The 16763-nt window shown below is 63.7% G+C and carries 17 protein-coding genes and 1 tRNA gene; 16 read left to right on the top strand and 2 right to left on the bottom strand.

Annotation, left to right across the window (positions count from 1 at the left end):
• Positions 1-35: 35 nt before the first annotated feature.
• Genes IVB41_RS30125 through IVB41_RS30055 form a run of 15 tightly spaced genes read left to right on the top strand, consistent with a single transcriptional unit; the run spans position 36 to position 14239 of the window.
• The gene (locus IVB41_RS30125; RefSeq protein ID WP_247437847.1) at positions 36-1607 is read left to right on the top strand and encodes a PfkB family carbohydrate kinase; all 1572 of its coding nucleotides are present in this window, start codon (positions 36-38) and stop codon (positions 1605-1607) included.
• A gap of 27 nt (positions 1608-1634) precedes the next feature.
• Positions 1635-2636, top strand: coding sequence for an SDR family oxidoreductase (locus tag IVB41_RS30120; RefSeq protein ID WP_247396612.1), 1002 nt, complete (start codon positions 1635-1637; stop codon positions 2634-2636).
• Positions 2633-3253, top strand: coding sequence for a hypothetical protein (locus tag IVB41_RS30115; RefSeq protein WP_247437845.1), 621 nt, complete (start codon positions 2633-2635; stop codon positions 3251-3253). The genes IVB41_RS30120 and IVB41_RS30115 overlap by 4 nt, the downstream gene beginning before the upstream one ends.
• On the top strand, positions 3250-4278 hold the full coding sequence (locus tag IVB41_RS30110; RefSeq protein ID WP_247437844.1) for an aminoglycoside phosphotransferase family protein: 1029 nt from the start codon (positions 3250-3252) through the stop codon (positions 4276-4278). The genes IVB41_RS30115 and IVB41_RS30110 overlap by 4 nt, the downstream gene beginning before the upstream one ends.
• Positions 4275-5123 carry a transketolase gene (locus IVB41_RS30105; protein ID WP_247437842.1) on the top strand — a complete coding sequence of 283 codons (849 nt, stop codon included), beginning with the start codon at positions 4275-4277 and terminating at the stop codon, positions 5121-5123. Before IVB41_RS30110 ends, IVB41_RS30105 begins: the two co-directional genes overlap by 4 nt.
• 10 nt (positions 5124-5133) lie before the next feature.
• Entirely contained in the window at positions 5134-6093 is a 960-nt protein-coding gene (locus IVB41_RS30100) for a transketolase family protein (protein ID WP_247437840.1), read from the top strand.
• A gap of 8 nt (positions 6094-6101) precedes the next feature.
• Positions 6102-7208 (top strand): DegT/DnrJ/EryC1/StrS aminotransferase family protein, encoded by a 1107-nt coding sequence (locus tag IVB41_RS30095; RefSeq protein WP_247437838.1) that lies wholly within the window; start codon positions 6102-6104, stop codon positions 7206-7208.
• Positions 7198-8316, top strand: a complete 1119-nt coding sequence (locus IVB41_RS30090; protein WP_247437836.1) for a DegT/DnrJ/EryC1/StrS aminotransferase family protein — start codon at positions 7198-7200, stop codon at positions 8314-8316. The genes IVB41_RS30095 and IVB41_RS30090 overlap by 11 nt, the downstream gene beginning before the upstream one ends.
• Positions 8313-9119, top strand: coding sequence for a sporadic carbohydrate cluster 2OG-Fe(II) oxygenase (locus IVB41_RS30085; protein ID WP_027567508.1), 807 nt, complete (start codon positions 8313-8315; stop codon positions 9117-9119). The genes IVB41_RS30090 and IVB41_RS30085 overlap by 4 nt, the downstream gene beginning before the upstream one ends.
• Complete coding sequence (locus tag IVB41_RS30080; protein ID WP_247361956.1) at positions 9112-9504, top strand: LIC12192 family sporadic carbohydrate cluster protein; 393 nt, start codon at positions 9112-9114, stop codon at positions 9502-9504. The genes IVB41_RS30085 and IVB41_RS30080 overlap by 8 nt, the downstream gene beginning before the upstream one ends.
• Before the next feature lie 25 nt (positions 9505-9529).
• Complete coding sequence (locus IVB41_RS30075) at positions 9530-10195, top strand: class I SAM-dependent methyltransferase (protein ID WP_247437835.1); 666 nt, start codon at positions 9530-9532, stop codon at positions 10193-10195.
• Positions 10173-10790, top strand: a complete 618-nt coding sequence (locus IVB41_RS30070) for a WbuC family cupin fold metalloprotein (RefSeq protein ID WP_247361960.1) — start codon at positions 10173-10175, stop codon at positions 10788-10790. The genes IVB41_RS30075 and IVB41_RS30070 overlap by 23 nt, the downstream gene beginning before the upstream one ends.
• Positions 10787-12004: a class I SAM-dependent methyltransferase gene (locus IVB41_RS30065; protein WP_247437833.1), complete on the top strand. Its 1218-nt coding sequence runs from the start codon at positions 10787-10789 to the stop codon at positions 12002-12004. Before IVB41_RS30070 ends, IVB41_RS30065 begins: the two co-directional genes overlap by 4 nt.
• Positions 11997-13208, top strand: a complete 1212-nt coding sequence (locus IVB41_RS30060) for a class I SAM-dependent methyltransferase (protein ID WP_247437831.1) — start codon at positions 11997-11999, stop codon at positions 13206-13208. The genes IVB41_RS30065 and IVB41_RS30060 overlap by 8 nt, the downstream gene beginning before the upstream one ends.
• Positions 13205-14239, top strand: coding sequence for a Gfo/Idh/MocA family protein (locus tag IVB41_RS30055; RefSeq protein ID WP_247437829.1), 1035 nt, complete (start codon positions 13205-13207; stop codon positions 14237-14239). Before IVB41_RS30060 ends, IVB41_RS30055 begins: the two co-directional genes overlap by 4 nt.
• A 73-nt stretch (positions 14240-14312) precedes the next feature.
• Here IVB41_RS30055 and IVB41_RS30050 read toward each other — a convergent pair.
• Positions 14313-14388: transfer RNA gene (locus IVB41_RS30050), tRNA-Trp, on the bottom strand.
• Positions 14389-14550: 162 nt separating this feature from the next.
• On the opposite strand from IVB41_RS30050, the gene IVB41_RS30045 reads away from it, so the two are divergent.
• Entirely contained in the window at positions 14551-15783 is a 1233-nt protein-coding gene (locus IVB41_RS30045; protein ID WP_247437827.1) for a serine hydrolase, read from the top strand.
• 166 nt (positions 15784-15949) lie between these two features.
• Here the strand turns inward: IVB41_RS30045 and IVB41_RS30040 are convergent, their stop codons facing one another.
• Positions 15950-16717 (bottom strand): SDR family NAD(P)-dependent oxidoreductase, encoded by a 768-nt coding sequence (locus IVB41_RS30040; RefSeq protein WP_247437824.1) that lies wholly within the window; start codon positions 16715-16717, stop codon positions 15950-15952.
• Between the last annotated feature and the right edge of the window lie 46 nt (positions 16718-16763).

Raw genomic sequence — 16763 nt, 5'->3', positions numbered from 1 at the left:
CCGGCTGAGGCCGGCTGGCGCTTTAGGTTATTCACATGGGCAATATTCCGACCGGCAATCCCGCGTTGAACGACCAACTGGCGGCGCACGAAAAGATCAAGACGATCGAGGAACTGGGCGAGATCGCGCGGTCCGCGCAAGCGCGAGGCCGGAAGGTTGCGCTCTGCCACGGCGTCTTCGACCTCGTGCATCTCGGCCATATCAGACACATCCAGGCGGCGCGCAACGAGGGCGACGTCGTCATGGTGACGATCACCGCTGACCGTTACGTCAACAAGGGGCCGGGTCGGCCGATCTTCCCCGAAAACATGCGGGCCGAGATGCTGGCCTCGCTCGCGACGGTCGATTGGGTCGGCATCAATCACACCTCCAGCGCCGAGCCGATCCTGGATACGGTGCGGCCGGACATCTACGTGAAGGGATCCGACTACGAGAATCCCGAAGACGACGTGACCGGCAAGATCCGGAGCGAGCGCGACGCCGTCGAGCGTCACGGCGGACGCATCGTGTTCACCCGGGACGTGACATTCAGCTCCTCGTCGCTGGTGAACCGGTATTTCGACATCTACGATCCGCCGCTTCGCGACTACCTGCAAAAAGTCCGTGAAGGTGGCGGCGCCGATCGCCTGCTGAAACTGATCGACAAGGTGCAGGACATGCACGTCGTGCTGGTCGGCGACACCATCATCGACGAATACCAGTACGTCACGGCGCTCGGAAAGGCATCGAAGGAAAACATCGTCGCCACGCTGTTCAAGAGTGGCGAGCAATTTGCCGGCGGCGTCATTGCCGCGGCGAACCATGTCGCGAGCTTCTGCAAGTCGGTGGAGGTCGTCACGACGCTGGGTGGCAACGACTACCCTGAGGAGTTCATTCGGGCGCATGTCCGCCCAAACGTCACGTTGACGCCGATCCGCCTTCAGGGCCGTCCGACGACCCGCAAATCGCGGTACGTCGAGCTGGGATATCTGCACAAGCTCTTCGAAGTCTACACCATGGACGACACGCCGCTCGACGAGGCCGATCGGAAGGAAATCGACCGTATCACGACGGAGCGTGTGCGTAGCGCGGATGTGGTGATCGCCACTGATTTCGGTCACGGCATGATCGCGTCGAGTACGATCGACACCCTGATCGCCAACTCCAAGTTCCTGGCGGTCAATGCCCAGAGCAACAGCGGCAATCACGGCTACAACCTGATCACGAGGTATCCGCGGGCCGACTACATCTGCATCGACGCGCCGGAGGCGCGTCTGGCTGCAACCGACAAGTTCAGCGACATCGCGTCCGTGATCGAGGCCGGCCTGCACGGCAAGATCGACTGCGACAACATGATCATCACGCACGGCTCCTTCGGCTGTTACCCTTTCTCGTCGAAAACCGGCGTCACGCGCGTCCCCGCCTTCACCAAGACCGTCGTCGACACCGTCGGCGCGGGGGACGCCTTCCTGACGATCACCGCGCCGCTGGTCGCCGCCGGCGGCAATATCGAGGACGTCGCCTTCATCGGCAACGCGGCCGGCGCAATCAAGGTCGGGATCGTCGGCCACCGCAGCTCGGTCGAAAAGGTGCCGCTGGTCAAGTTCGTCACCGCGTTGCTGAAGTAGCGCGACGGCAGATTCTGGAGAACAACAGTGATTGGTCGAAAATGGAATGTGATGGTCACCGGTGGTGCCGGCTATGTCGGTAGCGTGCTGGTTCCCCAGTTGCTCGCTGCGGGCCACAAGGTCACCGTGCTCGACCTGTTCATGTATGGCGAGGACGTGTTCGATGCCGTCCGCAGCAATCCCGATTTGCGCCTGATCAAGGGCGACATCCGTGATGAAGCCGCGATCAACGAGGCCCTGCGCGGCAACAACGCCGTGATTCACCTCGCCTGCATCTCCAACGACCCGTCGTTCGAGCTGGACCCGGGGCTCGGCAAGTCCATCAATTACGACTGCTTCCGGCCGATGGTGCGCGCCGCCAAGAAGGCGGGCATCAAGCGCTTCATCTACGCCTCCTCGTCCAGCGTCTACGGCATCAAGGACGAAGCCGAGGTGACCGAGGACCTGTCCTGCGAGCCGCTCACGGACTACTCGAAGTTCAAGGCGATGTGCGAGACCGACCTTGCCGACGAGGCCGCGTCCGGTTTCGTCACCTGCACGGTTCGTCCCGCCACCGTCTGCGGCTACGCACCGCGGCAGCGGCTCGACGTCGTCGTCAACATCCTGACAAATCTCGCGGTCAACACCGGCCGCATCCGCGTGTTCGGCGGAACGCAGCGCCGGCCTAATTTGCACATCGAGGACATGTCAGCGGCCTATCTGTTCCTGCTCCAGCAGGATGACGCAAAGATCGACGGCAAGACCTATAATATCGGTTACGAAAACCACTCGCTGATGAAGATCGCCGACATCGTCAAGTCGGTGGTCGGCAGTAATGTCGACGTCGTCGTCGAGCCGACCGACGATCTCCGCTCCTACCACGTCTCGTCGGAGAAGATCCGCCGCGAGCTCGGCTTTGCGCCGACCCACACGATCGAGCAGGCCGTGTCCGGTCTCGTGAACGCCTTCAAGGGCGGCCGCCTGCCGAACTCGCTCAACGACCCCCGGTACTTCAACATCAAGATGATGCAGAACATCAGCCTGAAGTGAGCGGCGTGCAGATCGGCATCGATTTCGACAACACGATCATCTGCTACGACAAGGTCTTTGCCGCCGTCGCACGTGAGCGTGGGCTGGTGCCGGAAGGGTGGGAGGGGCTTAAGACCGACCTACGGGATCATCTCCGGTCCCGCGCGGGCGGCGAGCTCGCCTGGCAAGGACTGCAAGGCTTCGTCTACGGCAAGGGAATTGGCGGCGCCGAAATCTATCCAGGGGTGCGGGAATTCCTGGCGGCTTGCAAGCAGGCCGGCTCGAAGGTCTGCATCGTCAGCCACAAGACCCGATTCGGTCATCAGGACCCCGACCGCATCGACCTGCGTGACGCCGCGCGCAGCTGGCTGCGGGGGGCGGGCCTGGTCGACGCTGCGGATGCGGCGCTGGCTATCCGCGATGTCTATTTCGAGGACACACTGCCCGCCAAGATCGAGAGGCTCGTGATCCTGAAGCTCGACGTCTTCATCGATGACCTCGTCGACGTCTTCGAGCAACCGCATTTTCCGAAGGCCACGCGATCGATCCTGTTCACGCAGTCGCAGCCGCCCCACCCCGAACACTGCAAGCCAATCGCGACATGGGCCGATATCCGCCGCGAGGTGTTTGCGGCATGAGCGAGACCGACATCAACGCGCCGGATGCGATGGCGATCGGCAGCCGCCTGGCCGGTGCGCGTGTTGCGTCCGCCCAGCCGGCACGATCCGGCGGCAACAACAGGGTGTTTCGGCTGGAGATGGCGGATGGACCGCCCCTCGCCCTCAAGCATTATCCGTCCGACGGACGCGATCGCCTGGGACAGGAGCATGATGCACTCTCGTTCCTGGCGCGCCACGGCATCACGTCGACACCGCAGCCAGTCGCGAAGGACGCAGATGCATTCTGCGCGCTGTACCAATGGTTCGACGGCGAGGCCGCGGCGCTGCGTCCCCAGGACGACGACGCCGACCAACTCGCCGATTTCCTCATAGAGCTACAGAAGCTGCGCGAAGCCGAAGGCGCGCAGATTTTGCGCAACGCCTCAGCCAGCATCTTTTCGCCGGAGGCGGCCATCGCCCAGTACGAACAGCGCCTGGACGCATTGAGGCGAGCCTCGGATAATCATTCCGACCTGCGTGCGTTCCTCGAAGGCAGCCTGGTTCCCAGCATTGACGTCGCGATTCGGCAGCTCCGCCGGCGCTATGCGGAACTGGGTCGGGATCCCGCAGCGGACCTTGCGCCCACCCATCGCGCGCTGAGTCCGTCCGATTTCGGACTGCACAACGCACTGCGCGCTGAAGACGGGCGCTTGCGATTCATCGACTTCGAATATTTCGGCTGGGACGATCCGGTCAAGCTCGTGTCCGACACCGCCATTCACCCCGGCAGTGACCTGCCGGAAGCGAGCGCGAATCGCTTGATTGAACGGCTGTCGCGCGCCTTCGAGGCGAGCGATGACGCGTTTGCGATCCGACGTGACGTACTGTATCCTGTGTTCAAGGGAATCTGGTGCCTGATTGTCCTGAACGCCTATTTGCCGGACAGCCGCTCCCGGCGCGCAATGGCTGCGCAAGGTGGCGATGTTAGGATCCGCCTCGCCGGTCAGCTCGACAAAGCCCGCCGGCTTCACCAGACGATTCGCCCAACCGATTTACCGAAGTGACCCAGATCTCGCCCCACGCTGAAGCCGCCCTCACCTGCACGCTGGACGAGCGTAGCCTTTATCTGCGCCGACTGGTGCTCGGTTCTGTCCGCTCCGCGGGGCGCGGACATGTCGGTCCGGCATTGTCGCTGATCGAGATGGTCCGCGTGCTCTACGATGACGTGCTGCGGATCGACCCAAACAACCCGCGCGATCCGGCCCGCGACCGCGCAATCCTCAGCAAGGGGCACGGCTGTCTGGCACTCTATGCGCTGTTGGCCGATCGCGGCTTCTTTCCCTTGTCGGAGCTGGACGGTTTCTGCGGCCCCGACAGCATTTTGGGCGGACATCCCGAATACGGAATGGTGCCGGGGGTCGAGGCCTCGACGGGCGCGCTCGGACACGGCCTGTCGATCGGTGTCGGTCTCGCGCTCGCCGCGCGCATGCGCGAGCGCAGCTACCGCACCTTCGTCCTGCTCGGCGACGGCGAGATCAACGAGGGATCGGTGTGGGAAGCCGCCATGGGCGCGGCCAAGCACGGGCTCGACAATCTGGTCGCGCTGATCGACTACAATAAGCTGCAGAGCTACGGACCCACCGATTACGTCCTGCCGCTGGAGCCGCTCGCGGACAAGTGGCGCAGCTTCGGCTTTGCCGTCCAGGAGCTCAACGGCCACGACGTCGGCGCCCTGCGCACAGTCCTGAAGCAGGCCCCAGCCGTTCCGGGAAAACCCACCGCGATCATCTGCCATACCGTCAAGGGCAAGGGTCTGCCGGCCGCGGAATCCAACGCCGATTGGCATCACAAGAACAAGCTCACCGACAGCGAGCTCGACGCCATCCGCGTCGCCGTCGGGGATTTTTGATCGGGTCCTCATGCGCAACACCGCGATGAACATGGTCCACAAGCTCGCCGCACGCGACGAGCGTGTGCTCTACATCGGCTCCGATCCCGGCGCAGGTACCTTGCGCGCGATGAGCAAGGAGTTTCCCAAGCGCCACCTGATCGAAGGCATTTCGGAAGCACACATCATCGGCATGTCAGCCGGCCTCGCGATGGAAGGCTTCGTGCCCTATGTCAACACCATCGCCACATTCCTCACCCGCCGCTGCTACGAGCAAGTCGCGGTCGATCTGTGCCTGCACAATCTGCCGGTGCGGCTGATCGCCAATGGCGGCGGGCTGGTTTACGCGCCGCTCGGCCCCACCCACCAGGCGATCGAGGACATCGCCATCATGCGGGCGCTGCCGAACATGACGGTGGTCTGCCCGTGCGATGCCGACGAGGCGACGCGGCTGATGGAGCAAACGCTCGACTGGACCGGGCCGATCTACATCCGGCTCGGCAAAGGTGGCGACGCCGTGGTCTCGAAGGCCGAGCACGGCTTTGAGATCGGCAAGGCGATCCTGATGCGCCCGCCCGGCGACGTCGTCATGGTCACGACAGGCATCATGCTCCAGCGCGCAATCGCTGCGGCCGACCTGCTGGCGGCGCAAGGCATTCGCGCCGGCATCCTGCACATGCACACCGTCAAGCCGCTCGACACCGAGGCGCTGCAGCAAGCGATCCGGGGCACCAGGCTGGTGGCGACGCTGGAGGAGCACGTGCCCTCGGGCGGCCTTGGCAGCGCGGTCGCGGAGGCGCTGATCGACAAGCTCGGCTCTGGCCTGCCCGCGATGCTGCGGTTGTCGCTGCCGGACCGGTTCATGCACAATTACGGATCGCAGGACTCGCTGCTGAAGAAGCACGGACTTTCCGCCGACGCCATTGCTACCTCGGTCGCGCGCGCGCTCCCCGCTTCGCACACCTCCTCTCCTCAACTTCATTCCACCTGACGGGCCCCATGCACGACGTTCGATATTCCTATCTGCTCGAGCAATTCTCCGACCCGGCACCGATCCTGGCCGAGATCGGCCGACTGGTGGCGACCGGTGACTTCACCCTGGGCAAGCCGGTCGCGGAATTCGAACGGCGCTTTGCCGAGCTGATCGGCGTGCGTCACGCCATCGGCGTCGGATCGGGCACCGATGCGCTCAAATTGCCGCTCAAGGCGCTCGGCATCGGCCATGGCGACGAGGTCATCACGGCTGCCAACACCTTCATTGCCACGGTCGGTGCCATCGCCGAGACCGGCGCGACGCCGGTGCTGGTCGACTGCGACGACTCCTTCTGCATGAACGTCGACTACGTCGAAGCCGCGATCACCGAGAAGACCAAAGCGATGATGCCGGTTCAGTTGACCGGCGAGGTCACCGACATGGGCAAGCTGATGGCGATCGCCCAGCGTCACAACATCCCCGTCGTCGAGGATTCCTGCCAGGGCATCCTGTCGGAGTTCGCGGGAAAACGGTCCGGCACACACGGTATCGCGGCCGGCTTCTCGCTGCATCCGCTCAAGAACCTCAACGTCTGGGGCGATGCCGGCGTCGTCGTCACCAATGACGACGGGATGAACGAGCGGCTTCGCCTGATCCGCAACCACGGCATGAAGAATCGCGACGAGATCGCGATTCTCGGCTGCAATTCGCGGCTCGATTCCCTCCAGGCGGTCGTCGGCAACTGGCTGATCGGCCAGACCAGCGAGATCACGCGCCGTCGGATCGAGAACGCGGCCTATTACGATGCGGGCCTTGCCGGTCTGCCCGGCCTGCGGATTCCGCCGCGCCGGCCCAACGTCAAGCACGTCTACCATCTCTACATGGTGTTCGCCGAGCGCCGCGACGAGCTCTACAAATACTGCCTGGACAACGGCATCGAAGCGAAGATCCACTATCCCATCCCGCTGTACCAGCAGGAAGGCCTCAGGCACCTCGGCTACGCGCCGGGCACCTTCCCGGTCACCGACCGCCATGCCCAGGAAGTCATCAGCTTCCCCGTCGACCAGCATCTGACGCGCGCACAGCAGGACCGCGTCATCGAGATCGTTCGGAAGTTCTGCCATGGACGCTGACACCGGCCGCCGGCGCATCGGTTACGTCAATCTTCCCGCGCAATTCGAGGAAGAGCGCGTTGAGATCATGCAGGCGGTCGAGGGCGTGTTCCGGCGCGGCGATTTCATCGGCGGCGCGGCCGTTGCGAAGCTCGAAGAGGAGCTCGCCACCTATCTTGGCTCGCCGCATGTGGTGACGCTGAATTCCGGCACCGATGCGCTGATCCTGTCGTTGCGGGCGCTCAACATCGGTCCAGGGGACGAGGTGATCACCCCGCCGAATTCGTTCGTGGCGTCAACCGCCGCCATCATCGCTGTCGGCGCCACGCCAGTATTTGCGGACGTGCTGCCGGACCAGAATATCGATCCGGCCGCGGTCGAGGCTGCCGTCACCCCGCGGACCACGGCAATCATGCCGGTGCACCTGACCGGGCGGATGGCAGACATGAACCCGCTGATGGCGATTGCGGCCAAGCACGCTCTCGCCGTGATCGAGGACAGCGCACAGGCCGTCGGCTCGACCTATGACGGGCGGATGAGCGGGACCATCGGAACGTTCGGCTGCTTCTCCGCCCACCCGCTGAAGAACCTCAATGCCGCGGGCGACGCCGGCTTCGTCGTCACCGCCGACGCCGAGCTTGCCGCGAGAATTCGCCGCCTGCGCAATCATGGCCTGATCAATCGCAGTGACGTCCAGGAATGGGGCATCGTGTCACGCCTCGACACGGTCCAGGCCGAGGTGCTCCGGATTCGCTTGCGTCACCTGCCCTCTGTCATTGAACGCCGGCGCCGCAACGCCGCGCAATATCGCGCCGAGCTCGGCGGCCTTCCCCTGTTCATTCCGGTTTGCCGCAACATCGAGTTCAACACCTTCCACACCTTCGTCGTGCAGACGGACCGTCGCGACGACCTCCAGAAATATCTTGCCGACAAGGGTATCGAGACCGCGATCCACTATCCGGTACCGATCCACCTCCAGGAAGCGGCGGCGCATCTTGGCCACGGTCGCGGCGCGTTCCCGGTGACCGAGCGGCAGGCGGATCAGATCCTCACGCTTCCCATCAACCAGTTCCTCTCGACCTCGGAGATCAGCTATATTTGCGCGACGGCCCGGGAGTATTTTGCATGACGGACACGGCTTTCCTCGAGGCCGATGAGCAGGCATTGGCGCAACGCTTCATCGACGACGGCTTCGTCACCACGCCGGCCGACGATCGCGCCGGGCTCGATCGGATCCAACGGCGCGCCGCCGAGCTCGCGGCGGATTATCTGAAGCTGCCACACGGCAACGACCCCTACGCGATGCTCGACACCATCCACACGCGGGTGAGCGTAGATGATCTCAACGGCCTGCGGCTGCATGTCTTCAACGGTCTCAACGCCGAGCCCTGGTTCCGGCCGACCTATTTCCGTCTGGCGCGCTCGACGATCGAGACCATCGTCGGCAACGAGCTCTGCATGCAGCGCCGCGTCAATCTCAGCATCCAGCTACCGGGAGACGATTCGTCGCTGCTCGCCACCCATTCCGACGTCTGGTCGGGCGACTCGCCGTTCGAGGTCGTGGTGTGGGTACCGCTGGTCGACGTCCACCGCACCAAATCGATGTATCTGCTGCCGCCATCCCTGAACGGCAACATGCAGGACCGGATGGCCAGCCTGCGCAGCGCCGAGGAACTCTACCAGACCATCAAGCCGCACGCGACTTTCATCGAGATTCCCTACGGTCACGTGATGCTGTTCAACCAGACCCTGATGCACGGCAATCGCATCAACGAGGAAGCCGGCTCGCGCTGGAGCATGAACTGCCGTTTCAAGAGCATCATGTCGCCCTATGCGGACAAGCGATTCGGCGAATTCTTCGAACCGATCCTGTTGCGCCCGGCGACACGTGTCGGTATGCAATACAAGCTCCCGGGAGGCTTCCATGGCTGAGCGAGCCGGCCATCGCGGCTATATCGGCGCCCGGCCATTGAACGGCAGCCGTACCCCGCAGCACGTCCAGAACATCGTGATCCGCGACTATGCGCGACGGAAGAATCTGCATTATCTGCTCAGCGCCGCCGAGCACACCATGCCCGGCAGCTACATGGTGCTTGAGGACATCCTGGACGAGCTGCCGCGGTTGCGCGGCCTGATTCTCTACAGCATCTTCATGCTGCCGCCCGACGAGGCACGGCGGCGGGAGATCTATGGCCGGGTGCTGAGCGAGGGCTGCGATCTGCACGCGGCCGTCGAGGAGATCACGCTGTCCTCGCGCGACAACATCCAGGCCGTCGAGGACATCCTGCTCGTCAACAAATTCGCGACCATCCTGTGACGATGCTGCGGACCGGTTGAGGACAATGGCCGAGATCAACCTGCTCCAGCCGATGCACGCATCGACCAAGCGGAACTACGTTCAGCGGGTCGTCGAGCACGACAAGGCGGAATCCGCCACTGTCGCTCGGCAATGGGGACACGACTACTGGGACGGCGACCGCCGTTATGGCTACGGCGGCTACCGCTACGACGGACGCTGGCGCCCGCTCGCCCAGACGCTGATCGACCGCTATGGCATCAGGCCCGGGATGAGCGTGCTCGATGTCGGCTGCGGCAAGGGCTATTTGCTCTACGAACTCACCCAGCTCGTCCCCGACCTCACCATCGCCGGCATCGACATCTCCGACTATGGCATCGCCAACGCCAAGGAGGAGGTGCGGCCGCAATTAAAGGTCGGCAGCGCCGTCGAGCTCCCCTACCCCGACCACAGCTTCGATCTCGTGGTGTCGCTCGGCGTGCTCCACAATCTTCCGCTCGAGGACGTCTTCCGCGCCGTGTCGGAGATCGAGCGCGTGGGGCGCGGCGCCTCGAAATATCTGATGGTGGAATCGTTCCGCGACGAGCGCGAGAAGGCGAACCTGCTCTACTGGCAGCTCACCTGCCTGAGTTTCCATGGTCCGGAGACGTGGGCCTGGATCTACGACAAATGCGGCTACCGGGGCGACCATGGGTTCATCTTCTTCGAATGAAGCAACGGGCCTGCGCCGGCCGGCCTCGTTGCGGGCGCAAAATCCCGAAGTGTATTATTCGGACGACGCCATCGTCACGGCGGACGACGCCACGATCGCGGAGCTGAAGCGCATCGCCGCAGGCAATCCGCGTCTGCGCAGCCGGCTGTGCACGCATCCCGATCCTTCGTCCGGCCTGCACGAGATGCTGATCGTGCATCACCGCGAGGCCTATGTGCGGCCTCACAAGCATTTTGGCAAACCTGAATCGTTTCACCTGATCGAGGGCACTGCGCAGGTCGTGATCTTCGAGGACGACGGCCGCATTCGCGACGTGCTCGAGATGGCGCCGTACGGCCGGGGCGTGCTTTGCTATTACCGGATGCCCGAGCAGGTTTTTCACTCGATCCTGATCACCTCGGAGTGGCTGGTGTTTCACGAAACCACCGCCGGTCCGTTCGATCCCTCCCGCACGGCGTTTCCCGACTGGGCACCGGATGGCGGCGATGCCGCGGAAGTGCAGGTCTATGTCACTAGGACCGGTGCGCTCGCCGCGGAGCATCTGGCCCATCGCCATGCTTCACGAGCCAATCCAGCAGAGGTTCCTATTCGATGACTGATCATTGCCGCCTCTGCCACTCGACCAATTTGCGCCCGGTCATCGACCTCGGACAGATGCCGATTGCGCATCGGCTTCGGCACAGCCGCGACGAACAGGAGGAACGGTATCCGTTCGAGGTGTTCGCCTGCGGCGAATGCGGCCTGCCCCAGATCGTCAAGCCAATCGATCCCGACATTCTGTACCGGCAGTTCAACTACAATTTCAGCAGCTGGAAGCCGGAGCCGCACCAGGTCGACGAACTCGATACCGTCGCCAAATTCTCGGCCCACCAATCCGTGTTCGAGATCGGATGCAATGACGGCCTGTTCATGGACAGGCTTCGCGAACGCGGTGCGAAGATTTTGGTGGGCGTCGAGCCCAACCCGGTGTCGGGCAAGATCGCCCGCGAGCGCGGCATCAAGGTCTATGCCGACATGATCAGCCCGGCGCTGTGTCACGACGCGGTCGCGGAGGCCGGCAAGTTCGACCTCGTCGTCTCACGACAGGTGCTCGAACACATCGTCGATTTCGAGAATTTTTTTGACTGCGTGAAAATCGCGCTGCGCGACGACGGTCTGCTGTTCATCGACGTGCCTGATTTCGCGCCCGGCTCGACCGCGGGCGACCTCTCGGTCCTGTGGGAGGAGCACGTCAGCTACTTCACCGAGCCGACGCTGCTCGCGCTGCTGGCGCGCCACGGCTTCGAAGCGGTCTCGGTGAAGAAGTACAATTTCAGCGGCGGCAGCCTCGCGATCGCAGCGCGACGTACGACGCGCGACGTTACGGCCCCGCCCGCGCCGTCTGGCGTCGGCGAGAGGTTCGGCCAGCGCGCAAGGGAGTACGGCGCGCGTCTTCGCCCGATCCTCGCCAAGGCCCGCGCGAACGGCGCCGAGATCGCCATCTACGGCGCCGGCTGCCGCGCCTGCACCTTCACCAATGCCCATGAACTCGCGGATCTCATCGACCTCTCGGTCGACGACCAGAAGGAGCGCCAAGGCTTGTTCCTGCCCGGCACCGGCATTCCGATCCGCCCGCCGGAGGACCTCGCCGGGAAGTCGGAGCCGCTCGTTTGTCTTCTGGCCGTGAACCAGGAGAACGAAGACAAGGTCGGCAGCCGGCTGCGCGAAAACGTGAAGCGTCCGCTCCACATCGTTTCGATCTTCGCGCCATCGGACATCTGGAGCGAGCTCGATCGCCTTGAGGCCGCCGCAGGGTCGCGTCATGGCTGAGGACAAGCTCTTCAACTATTACGAACGTCAGGACGTCCTGCCGACGTTCGGCAATTTCAAATCCGCCGCCGAACTCGAAGCCTATGCCAACCTGCGGCGTGAGTTGTTTTCCGACAAGCTGGTGCTGCCGCCGCGGCTGTTCCGCGACGCAGACGTGCTCGAATTCGGCCCCGATTCCGGCGAGAACGCGCTGGTGTTCGCCGGCTGGGGCGCAAACATGACGCTCGCCGAGCCGAACCGGCATGCGCACGCGAAAATCCAGGCTTACTTCGCGCATTTCAACCAGGCCCAACGTCTCCGCGAACTCCTATCGTTCGACGTCGAAGGATTTCACAGCGATCGCCGTTTCGACATCATCGATGCCGAGGGATTCATCTACACGGTGCAGCCGACTGAAAATTGGCTCGGCATCTTTCACCGGCTGCTCAATCCGGACGGTTACGCCGTCGTTTCCTACTACGAGCGCTACGGCGGCTTCTTCGAGCTCGCGCTCAAGGCGATTCATGCGGCCGGCAAGGTGCTGACGGGCCGTCCCGGGCTGGAAACGGCGAAGCTGCTGTTCGATGCGAAATGGAACAGCATTCCGCACACGCGCCGCTTCGAATCCTGGCTGATGGACGTGCTCGAAAATCCGTTCGTCCGGCACCGCTACTTCCTCGACGCGGGCGCCTTGTGCACGGCGGCGCACGAGCAGGGATTCGATATCCATTCGGCTTGGCCCGCCTATCGCGACAGCCTGGATGTCTACTGGCACAAGAAGGTCCTGCCCGATGACGAGAAGCTGTGGCGCGCGACGCGCCACCTCGGCCGCAGTCGTCTGAGCTTTCTCGGCGGCCGGAAGCTCTATCTGGCCGGCAAAACCGAAGCGGTCGACGCGATCTCGGCTTCGATCGAGACATTGGTTGCCGATGTCGATGCGATGATCGACGATCCCTTCGGCGACAGCCTGCCCCGTGCGATCGCGAGCCTCGCGTCACTGCGCGAGACGATTCCGGCGACAGATGTTCTCGCCGACGATGCGTCCGACATCGACGCCATCATTGCGACCCTCGACAGTTTCCACCGTATCTTTGGCGCGATCGGGCGACGGGATGCGTCCACAGTCATAGCCCTCACCCAATCCGACCAGGCGTTCATCAACACCTGGGGACACCCGGCGCATTTCCTCGTTCTCCGGAAACGCTTCGAGGGTCCTAGCAAGTGAGGCCAGGCATTGGCATCGTCGGAACGGGCATGGTCGGTCAGATGTGCCACCTCGCCAATTTCGCCGCCAACCCCACCTGCCGCGTTGTCGCGATTGCGGATCTGCGGCCTGATCTCGCCGCCGCAGCGGCGCAGAAATTCGACATCGCCCGGGTTTACGGTACGCACCGGGAATTGCTGGCGGATAGCGAGGTGTCGGCCGTCGTCGTCGTGACGAAGCGTCGCGCCACCGGCCCGATCGTGCTGGATGCATTGAACAGCGGTCGCCATGTGCTCTCGGAAAAGCCGATGGCCTACACTACGGCTCAGGCCGTCTCACTGGCGGAGGCGGCGCGACGGCACAACCTCGTCTACAGCATCGGCTACATGAAGCGTCACGACGCCGGAGTGGCGCGCGCGATTGCCGAGTTGGCGCGCCTGCGAGCGGATCAGTCGCTTGGACGCATTGTCGGCGTGCGAGGCTGGTGCTTCGGTGGCAGCACTGGCCGCTCGCAGGACAATTTCGTCATGACCGGCGAAGTGCGGCCGGACGGGCTCGAGCTCTGGCAGGACGGCCCCGACTGGATGCCGGGCGCGATGCGACCCGGCTACGACAATTTTCTGAACGTGTTCAGCCATATCATCAATCTCGCGCGCTACGTGCTCGGATCGTCACCGACAGTTGCGGAAAGCACCGTCGAGACCTCGGGCGCGGCGACCGTGACACTCGACTTCGACGGCGTCGCCTGCGCGCTGCAACTCGCGAATGAATCCGAAGGCGTCTGGCGCGAGGGGCTGAGCATCGAATTCGAGCGGGGCAAGCTGACCATCGAATTGCCCCCGCCTTTTGCCGAGCAGGAGGCGGAGGTCATCCTCGATCAGCAAGGACAACGCACGCAATTGCCGCGCGACACGAGCTGGGCGTTTCGGCGTCAGGCCGATGCATTCGTCGCCGATATCGTGGAACAGAGGACGCCGCTGGCGTCCGGCGAGGATTCCGTGGCCGACATCGCCCTTGCGGAGGCGATCTGGAAAGCGCGGGTCGATCGCTAGGTTTCACGCCGTCCGGCGGCAATATCCGGGCGATGGCTGATCGCCCACGTTCCAGCTAAGTGTTTGATTTCGCTGGCAGGAGTGGCAGGGCTCGAACCTGCGACCCCCGGTTTTGGAGACCGGTGCTCTACCAATTGAGCTACACTCCTACGGACCCTGCGTTGCCGCCCGGATCAGGCCGCTTTGAAGCACAGGGGGCGGCCGGATTGCAAGGCCGGATTGCAAGGGTGAAGCGCGCTGGCTTCGCTTGTTTGTGCCGCGCCTTCTGGGCCACAGTCCGCTCCGAACAATAATAAGCACCGGGAGTGCCCATGACTGCCCAAGCGTCCGCGACAGCCCCTCGCCCCTCGACTGCGCCGAAGACCCCTCCGCTGCCGGAATCCCGCCCCGAGACGCTCGGGCTGTCGCGCCCTCGCCTCCAAGCCATGTCGGACGCCTTCAAGCGCGAGATCGACAAGGGAACCGTGCCCGGCGTCACCGTGCTGGTGGCACGGCACGGTCAGGTCGGCTGGTTCGAGGCGCTCGGCAGACAGAGCCCGACAGGTGCAGCGCCGATGGCGCATGATTCGATCTTCCGCATCTTCTCGATGACCAAGCCGATCGTGTCGGTCGGCATCATGACGCTGGTCGAGGACGGCCACCTGCTCCTTGCCGACCCCGTCGCGAAATTCATCCCGGAGTTCGCCAACCAAAAGGTCGGCGTGGTCAGCGGCGGCAAGCTGGAACTGGTTCCGCCAAAGCGCCCGATGACGGTGCAGGACCTGCTCCGCCACACCTCTGGCCTGACCTACGAGCACCAGGGCGACGGCCCCGTGCACAAGATCTACCAGGACTCGCGGGTGCGCAGCCGCAAGATCACCAATGCCGAGCACGCCGCCTTGGTGGCGAGCTTCCCCCTGGTCTGCCATCCCGGCGACGAGTTCAACTACAGCCGCTCCACCGACATCCTCGGTCGCATCATCGAGGTTGTCAGCGGCAAGTCGCTCGGCGCGTACCTCGCTGAGCGCATTCTTACGCCCTTGCAGATGGCCGAGACCGGCTTTGCGACAGCGGAGGCCAATGCCGGCCGGCTCGCCGAGCCGTTCGCAGCCGATCCCTGGACCGGCGAAAAGGTCGCGCTGTTCAACATGCTCGAGCAGCCAATCATGGAGTCCGGCGGCGGCGGCCTCGTCTCGACCACCATGGACTATGCCCGTTTCGCGCTGATGCTGCGCAATGGCGGCACGCTCGACGGCAACAGGATCATCGGCCGCAAGACGCTGGAGCTGATGGCCTCCGATCATCTCGGACCTCACGTCGTGACCAACGGCACTCTGCTGTCACCCGGCCATGGTTTCGGCCTCGGCTTCGCGGTGCGCCGCGATGCCGGCATCGCGCCCTTCCCCGGCAGCGTCGGCCAGTTTTTCTGGAGCGGCATTGCGGGGACGTTCTTCTGGATCGATCCGAAGGAGGATCTGTTCGTCGTGTTCATGAGCCAGGGCCCGGGACAGCGCGATTTTACGCGAACGCTGGTGCGGGATCTGGTGTACGCGGCGGTGGATTGAGACGGCGCCGCTACGCGCGGCGCTGCATCCACATTTTCGCTGTCATGCCCCGGCTTGACCGGGGCATCCAGTACGCCGCGGCGGATCTCGTGGGAGCGAGCTCTCCAACGAAGGCCGCGGAGTACTGGATCGCCCGCCTTCGCGGGCGATGACACCTACTGGTGCTTCAACTGATTGTCGCGCCGCCGTCGATCACCATGGTCTGGCCGGTCATGAAGTCGCCGGCCTTCGAGCCCAGGAACACCGCGGCGCCCGCGATCTCGTCGGGGATGCCGATGCGCAGCAGCGGCGAACGCACGGTCGAGGCTTTCAAATTCTCCGGATTGTCCCACAACGCTTTCGCAAAATCGGTCTTAATCAGGCCCGGCGCGATGCAGTTCACGCGGATGTTGTGTGGGCCATATTCGCAGGCCAAATTGCGCGCGAGTTGCATGTCTGCGGCTTTCGAGATCGCGTAGGCGCCGAGGATGGTCGAGCCTTTCAGGCCGCCGATCGAGGAGACGATGATGATCGAGCCGTCTTTGCGCTCGATCATCTGCGGCACCACCATCGAGATGAGCCAGTTGTTGGCGACGATGTTGTTGTCCAGGATCTTCCTGAACTGATCGTCGGAGATGCCGGCGAGCGGGCCGTAATACGGGTTCGACGCGGCGTTGCAGACCAGCACGTCGATCTTGCCAAAGGCGCGGTTGCTCTCGTCGATGAGGTTTTGCAGGTTTTCCTTCGACGAGATGTTGGCGGCGATCGCCACCGCGGTACCTTTGCCGAACTTGTCGTTGATGCTCTTGGCGACCTGGTCGCAAACGTCGGCCTTGCGCGAGGAGATCACCACCTTGGCGCCGTGCTCGGCCATGCGCTCGGCGATCGCAAGCCCGATGCCGCGCGTCGAGCCCGTGATGACGGCGACTTTCCCCTTCATGTCGAACAAGGTCATGTTTCTCTCCCAGAGTACGTTTTGATTGCTTGAAGCTTACGCCGCA

Origin of the sequence: Bradyrhizobium sp. 44, assembly GCF_023073095.1 — a bacterium.
Taxonomy (GTDB): Bacteria; Pseudomonadota; Alphaproteobacteria; order Rhizobiales; family Xanthobacteraceae; genus Bradyrhizobium.
Note: the sequence above shows the minus strand (reverse complement) of the source record. Positions and strands in the feature narration are given on the sequence as shown.

Bases quoted from the DNA above. Each gene is read 5' to 3' on its own strand.
- IVB41_RS30125 (WP_247437847.1), top strand. From the start codon at position 36: ATGGGCAATATTCCGACCGGCAATCCCGCGTTGAACGACCAACTGGCG.
- IVB41_RS30110 (WP_247437844.1), top strand. From the start codon at position 3,250: ATGAGCGAGACCGACATCAACGCGCCGGATGCGATGGCGATCGGCAGC.
- IVB41_RS30100 (WP_247437840.1), top strand. From the start codon at position 5,134: ATGCGCAACACCGCGATGAACATGGTCCACAAGCTCGCCGCACGCGAC.
- IVB41_RS30095 (WP_247437838.1), top strand. From the start codon at position 6,102: ATGCACGACGTTCGATATTCCTATCTGCTCGAGCAATTCTCCGACCCG.
- IVB41_RS30090 (WP_247437836.1), top strand. From the start codon at position 7,198: ATGGACGCTGACACCGGCCGCCGGCGCATCGGTTACGTCAATCTTCCC.
- IVB41_RS30085 (WP_027567508.1), top strand. From the start codon at position 8,313: ATGACGGACACGGCTTTCCTCGAGGCCGATGAGCAGGCATTGGCGCAA.
- IVB41_RS30080 (WP_247361956.1), top strand. From the start codon at position 9,112: ATGGCTGAGCGAGCCGGCCATCGCGGCTATATCGGCGCCCGGCCATTG.
- IVB41_RS30075 (WP_247437835.1), top strand. From the start codon at position 9,530: ATGGCCGAGATCAACCTGCTCCAGCCGATGCACGCATCGACCAAGCGG.
- IVB41_RS30070 (WP_247361960.1), top strand. From the start codon at position 10,173: ATGGGTTCATCTTCTTCGAATGAAGCAACGGGCCTGCGCCGGCCGGCC.
- IVB41_RS30065 (WP_247437833.1), top strand. From the start codon at position 10,787: ATGACTGATCATTGCCGCCTCTGCCACTCGACCAATTTGCGCCCGGTC.
- IVB41_RS30060 (WP_247437831.1), top strand. From the start codon at position 11,997: ATGGCTGAGGACAAGCTCTTCAACTATTACGAACGTCAGGACGTCCTG.
- IVB41_RS30045 (WP_247437827.1), top strand. From the start codon at position 14,551: ATGACTGCCCAAGCGTCCGCGACAGCCCCTCGCCCCTCGACTGCGCCG.
- IVB41_RS30040 (WP_247437824.1), bottom strand. From the start codon at position 16,717: ATGACCTTGTTCGACATGAAGGGGAAAGTCGCCGTCATCACGGGCTCG.